The following is a 1,854-nucleotide window of genomic DNA, read 5'->3' on the forward strand; positions in this document are numbered from 1 at the left end:
AATATGGGAAAGAAAGTTCTTGACGAAAGATCGGGATTTGAATTAATGTGGAATCAGGTGATTGTGACTGTAGCAATCGGCATAAAGTATATATTGTGTGAGGCGAAGACTTGCTAACAGGTCTTCAAAGAAAATGAGAAACAATGAGTTGGAATTTACACCAACATTTGGGACTCAACTGGATGCGTATAATAGTAAAGAAAATGGTTGGAGGAAAAATGACTAAGCTGCTCATCATAGTTTTTGGAATGCTTACTATATCGTTCCTGTTTGCAAATAATGTTGATGATGCCATTTCTGCAATAGCTTTGGAAAATGCAGCGCTGAAACGGGATGCACAATTGTGTGACACCAAGATTACAGAGCTACGCAGTACAGATCCGGTATTTGCAAAACAAGACAAGTTTGAATCTGACAAAGCATATCTATCCAGGATATGTACTGCTGCGCCAAAGATTATAGCTTTAAAGAAACAGTATATTAGCCCTCATTTGGCAAAACTGGATAGCCTGAGGTCAGTCACGGCATATACAAAAGAAGTTAAACTTGAATTTTACGATTACGATGCCAATACCTCTGAAATATCTATGTTTGTGTACAGCGATAAATACCCAAACATTGGCTATAATATTGTTACACCGATGGAGCCTAAATTGGCAAGGTTTGCATTTGAACACCCGGACAGTATTATCGTGAAAGCTCTTGCATACATATCAGTATATGATATGGTAGCGTTTTATACAGTGTTTGTTGGATTACACGAATATATGGGACAAACTATATTCATCAATTCAGACATGATGATAGCAGAGTTTAATTCTGTTTGCTTCAGTGATGACGGTAGGTTCATGGCCCATGATTTTGGCAAAAACCAACCAAGTAAAATATGGTTAGGTGTTTCTACAAGAGATATAACCTCAATCGACACATTATTTACATCTGTTGAAAGCCCGGTAACCTGCATAGCCCTCAGCCCGGATGGAAGATATCTGGCTGTTGGGGCCAATTCTTTCGAAACGGACTTATGGGTGTTTGATGTACGCACAGGATCAATTCTGTTCACAGATAGAGTAGCCGGTGGTATATTTTCGATTGATTTCAGTCCTGATGGGAGGTTGTTAGCCGTTGGAGGGGGGTTCAGCTTCAGTGATTGTGTAGCCCGCATCTACGAAGTTGAAACGAGTAAAATGCTGTTTAATTTTGCCAGTTACCATGTGATTAGTAAAGTAGAATTCAGTCCTGACCAAAATTATGTTGCCAGCGCCGGCCATTCCTTGGTTGTGTGGGATTTGAAAACTCTGGAGAAGTACCTCGACATCTATTCATATAAAGACCTAAAAACCATGGCCTTCCATCCTGATGGCAACATGCTGGTTACAGGCGGTACGTATGATGGTTTCAAATTATACGACCTTGCTGCAAAGAAACTCACAAATGCATATGAACCAGATAAGCATGTTAACTCTGTTAGTTTCAATTATAAGGGAAATCTGTTAGCTCTTTGGATGGACGAAGTGAAGGTTCTGGATATATCATCCATGAATTACATACGTAGATTTAAGTCTTTAGGCGGAGGGGTTTTCAAGCCGGGAAGCGATTGGATAGTTTCGCCCAAACGCCAATGTAAAATTGATGTCAAGTGGGAATTTTAATCCCATGCTTAAGTCCAGCATGAGGTCAATGTTTTTCCTGTGTATCAAATATATGGTATTGTGGAGACTGTTCAAAAACCATCACCATTCTACGCTGCTTTACCAGAGCACTTGGAGAATAAGTGGTCTAAGTGCTTCCATTTCACATTTTCTTGACAGATTTGGGAGATGTTCAGATTGGCAATCAGCGATTGCTCATGCA

The 1,854-nt window shown here is 39.9% G+C and carries 1 protein-coding gene; it reads left to right on the plus strand.

The annotated features are described in order from the left end of the window. Positions 1-218: 218 nt before the first annotated feature. Positions 219-1,652 carry a hypothetical protein gene (locus Q8M98_07860; GenBank protein MDP3114679.1) on the plus strand — a complete coding sequence of 478 codons (1,434 nt, stop codon included), beginning with the start codon at positions 219-221 and terminating at the stop codon, positions 1,650-1,652. Positions 1,653-1,854 lie beyond the last annotated feature (202 nt).

This window comes from Candidatus Cloacimonadaceae bacterium (assembly GCA_030693415.1).
Lineage (GTDB): Bacteria > Cloacimonadota > Cloacimonadia > Cloacimonadales > Cloacimonadaceae > JAUYAR01.